The organism is Psychrobacter sp. 1U2, from assembly GCF_051847575.1.
In genome coordinates, this window is the sequence record NZ_JBPYDC010001299.1 from 1 (window position 1) to 638 (window position 638).

The 638-nt window shown below is 48.9% G+C and carries 1 protein-coding gene; it reads left to right on the forward strand.

Translation table 11 applies throughout. The features are described from left to right. Positions 1 to 638 (forward strand): rod shape-determining protein MreB (gene mreB / locus ACS8FD_RS21755; protein ID WP_439277403.1); only part of this gene is annotated, 638 nt, incomplete at both ends.

Sequence of the window (638 nt, forward strand, 5' to 3'; positions counted from 1 at the left end):
AGCAAATGCTTGGACGTACTCCTGCCAATATTACTGCCATTCGTCCATTGAAAGACGGGGTCATCGCTGACTTTGAAGTCACCCAAAAGATGCTAAAGCATTTTATTGCCAAAGTAAAAGCCAAACGTTTTATGGCACAGCCCAATGTCGTGGTTTGCGTACCTTGTAAGTCGACTCTGGTTGAGCGAAAGGCTATTCGTGAAGCAGTGTCATCAGCGGGCGCTAACAAAGTACTGCTATTAGAAGAGCCGATGGCCGCAGCTATCGGTGCAGGAATGCCGGTTCATGAGGCCAGTGGTTCGATGGTCGTCGATATCGGTGGCGGTACCACTGAGATTGCTGTTATCGCACTGTCTGGCTGTGTGTATGCCGAGTCGATCCGCATTGGCGGTGATATGTTTGATGACGCGATTATTACTCATGTACGCCGTACCCATGGTTGTGTGATTGGTGAGACAACCGCCGAACGTATCAAGCAGGAAGTGGGCTCGGCGCTCAACGAAGAGAGCAACTTAGAAGTAGAAGTCCGTGGCCGTAGTATGGCAGAAGGCGTACCTAAGACGTTTATCATCAATTCAGAAGAAATCCAAAAAGCATTAAGCGATCCGCTAAGTGGTATCGTCAGTGCAGTAAAAGCT